Origin of the sequence: Chromohalobacter sp. 48-RD10, assembly GCF_029889785.1 — a bacterium.
Lineage (GTDB): Bacteria > Pseudomonadota > Gammaproteobacteria > Pseudomonadales > Halomonadaceae > Chromohalobacter.
In genome coordinates this window covers 1-3,343 of sequence record NZ_JARANX010000066.1, presented here as the reverse complement: position 1 = coordinate 3,343, position 3,343 = coordinate 1, and the positions used below count along the sequence as shown (strand labels likewise).

Genomic DNA, 3,343 nt, shown 5'->3' with positions numbered 1-3,343 from the left:
CCCCGGCACATCGGTGGCGATGGTCGGCCGACCCATCGCGCCCGCCTCCATTACCGTGCTCGGCATCCCCTCGCGATAGGACGGCAGCACCAGCACATGGGATTGGGCGAGCCAAGACTGCACATCATCCTGAGCGCCGACGTATTCAATGGTTCCCCGCTCGCGCCAAGCCTCGATCTCGTCGTCGTTGATCGCAGTGTGGTTGCTGACGCCTTTGGGCCCGACGATCAGAAAGCGCGTCTCGGGATGGTCGCCGCACACCTGCTCGGCCGCCGCGACGTACTCACGCACACCTTTGTCGCCTAGCAGTCGCGCAATTAACACAAAGGTGAAGGGCCCTTCCTGGGGCAGCGGCGTGAACGCAAAGCGCGTTACATCGACCCCCGCGCCCGGCAACATCGCCCAGTCGACTTTTTGCAACATGCCTTGGTGTTCGAAGAGCGCGCGGTCATCGGGATTGAGGAAGAACACCCGCGTCGCCCCGGCATTGGCGACGCCGTAGAGCCGCCGCACCTGGCGAAACAAGTGGCTGTCATGCAGGAAGGCCGTCCCAAGTCCGGTGACGGTATTGGCATACGGAATTCTCAGAGCGCGGCACGCCAGGCCTGCATAGAGATTGGCCTTGATCGTGAAGTTGAAAACAAAGGCGGGCCGCAACTCACGCAACTGCCCATACAACCAGAACAGGCACTTCCCCTCCCGCGCGGGCCCCGTGCTTTTGCCGTCCATGGGCATGCTGTAAAGGGTGACGCCGAATTCATCGAGCAAGCGTTGCGAATAATCATCGTCGGGCACCAGACAAACCACGCAAAATCCACGTCGCTCGAGCGCCCTCAACAACCCCTGGCAGAAGTTGTAGAGAAACCAGGATGTGTTGGAGACCAGCACAATCGTTTTATCGTTCATGGAAATAACTCCTCTGCAGTGGAGAGCGTCTGTGGGGCACGTTTCGAAGACTCATCGTGAAGACCCGCTCTTGAAGTCCCGTTCTTGAAGACAAAGGCCCCCGGCCCTCGCGCTAAAGCGCGTTGGCAAACAGTCATCAAGAGCAGTGATCAAGTGCCGTGAAGGCGAGTGGTGCGCGGGCGTCTAGAAAGCTAGGTCGATGGGGCTGCCACTGAGGCCTGCTCATGCCGCACCAGCACATCGTTCATCGACATAGAGCGCATGCCATATTCGATGGAAAGAACCTGGAAATAGCCGATGATGGCGGCGAGATCACGCAGGTGAGCATCGGTAGCCTGGCCGAAGTTGTGCGGATGCCACCACAGATGAAATATCTCGCCGCGCTTGGCGGCACGACGCATCGCCTTCTTGATGCGTCTTAGTCGCAAGGCATCCAGTTGCGGTATCCCACGACGTGGGCGCAGAAACATGCTCGCCGGAATATTCAGTGGGTCCCCCTGCAGATCACACCACTTGGTGCCGTGATGACCGGTCAAATCGACATAGCTATCCAGTAGCCGCAGTGCACGAGTCGGCGCGGCATTGTGATACTTACGCTGGAAGCCCGCACGCTGCGGGTTGCCGCGATAGCAGCGGAAGCCCGCCTCACGCATCGGTGCCAGATAGGTCTCGTCGATCTGGTTGCGCGGCAAGACCAATGAACCAAGCTGATGTCCGGCATGTTTGGCGATAGCCATCGCCGCCGCGAGATCAGCTTTGAAGTCTTCCGGCGTCTGGCCCTCTTCATGGCAGTAGTAATGGGAAAAGGTATGCGAGGCGACTTCTTGACCTGGCGTTTGCGCGATCAGATCGATCAGGGAACGTCCGTAATGCAGTGGGTCACTTGCCTCATCGTCACCGACCTCCTGCCGATAGTTATCACGCGCCGGATTGGCATAGCGCGGACGCCGCACGGGGGAGAAACGCGTCAACGTTTCGCGGTCCTCAGCGAATAGATAGCCCACCGTGGCCCAGGTCGCGCGGATATGGCGTTCGCGGAAAAGATCAAGTATCGCCGGTACCGCACGGCGCGCACCGAGCAATTGCCGCATATAAGGATGCTCGGGCGTGGTCACGATATCCGACATGCCCCAGTGCAATTCGAAGTCCAGCGAAATCACAAAGGCCGGCGGACGCAGCGGTTCGCCCTCAGAGCGGGCTAAATAAGTCATCCAGTTAGCATTCATACGTGGTACGCCTGATGCCAGGAAGCACTATAACCGTCGATCATGCGTTGTACGCTAAAGGAATCGACGACCCGTTGATGCGCGCGCTGCTTACGCGCTTGCCACACTGGTACATCCGCATATTCATCAAGTGCCATAGCTAGGTGATCTGCCAAGGACCGAGGGTCACTGGGGGGCACGATCCAACCGGTATCGCCGACGATGAAGGCAGCATCGCCGACATCGGTGGACACACACGGCGTGCCGCAGGCCATTGCCTCGGACAACACATTAGGGAATGCTTCACCAAGGGACGACAACACATGCACATCAAGCGCGTTCATCACCGCAGGAATATCGCTACGTCGCCCGACTAACAGTACTCGTTCGCGTACGCCGTAATCCTCCAATAGCCGGACCAGTTCAGCGTTATCGGCGTCCATTCCCCCGCCGACCAGTGCGCAGCGGAAGTCCCAGCCCAGGCCCTTGAGCTCCGCCAGGGCGGCAACCAGGTTGGCATGATCCTTCTGCGGGTCGAAGCGTGCCACCATGCCGAATAGCGGCGTATCGTCGTCAACTTCCCACTCCGTACGCACGCGCGTCCTGGCCTCGGCATCAGGGGTGAGCAAAGACAGATTGTAGCCATTGGGCACGACCACGAATTTCATGGCCGCGTAACGCAGCTTGCGATGCACTTCCACCGCATGTTGCGAACAGCTTACGATACGGCTCGGCACCACGCGGGATAACACCCCGCACGCCTTGGCGACCCAGATCGTACTGCGCCCGGTAGCCCCCGGCATTAGGTTGCTGTGGTGAATCCCCCAGCAGATGGCCTTGACGCCCGCCAGCCTCGCCATGACGCCTCCCACCAGGTTGGCGTGATACATCCACGTCTGTACCACATCCGGTCGAAGCTCGCGAATGGTCCGCCACAGTCGCCACAGCCCCGCGAACGTCACGCGGCCATGCGGCATATGTAGATACACGACTTCGATCCCCGCTGAGTCGAGCCGCGGGCCGTATTGTCCGGCGTCCATCAGACTCACCACACGATGAACGTTATGACGATCGTTCTGGCAAAGCTGGTAAAGCGAATTCTCTGCGCCTCCATCGGTCAAGCCAGTGATGACATGCAAGACATTCAGCGGTTTGGATAGCATAAGCGATTGCATCCTTTCGATTGGCCAACGCGTGGTGGCGACCAAGCATCGGTGGATATAACCTTGAAT

At 59.3% G+C, this 3,343-nt stretch carries 3 protein-coding genes; all 3 read right to left on the bottom strand.

Going from position 1 to position 3,343, the window contains the following annotated elements; translation table 11 throughout:
* On the bottom strand, positions 1-906 hold a 906-nt coding region (locus OP496_RS16870; protein WP_280564974.1), incomplete at its 3' end, for a glycosyltransferase family 4 protein.
* Positions 907-1,097: 191 nt separating this feature from the next.
* Positions 1,098-2,132 carry a polysaccharide deacetylase family protein gene (locus OP496_RS16865; protein ID WP_280564972.1) on the bottom strand — a complete coding sequence of 345 codons (1,035 nt, stop codon included), beginning with the start codon at positions 2,130-2,132 and terminating at the stop codon, positions 1,098-1,100.
* Entirely contained in the window at positions 2,129-3,274 is a 1,146-nt protein-coding gene (locus OP496_RS16860) for a glycosyltransferase (protein WP_280564970.1), read from the bottom strand. Before OP496_RS16860 ends, OP496_RS16865 begins: the two co-directional genes overlap by 4 nt.
* Between the last annotated feature and the right edge of the window lie 69 nt (positions 3,275-3,343).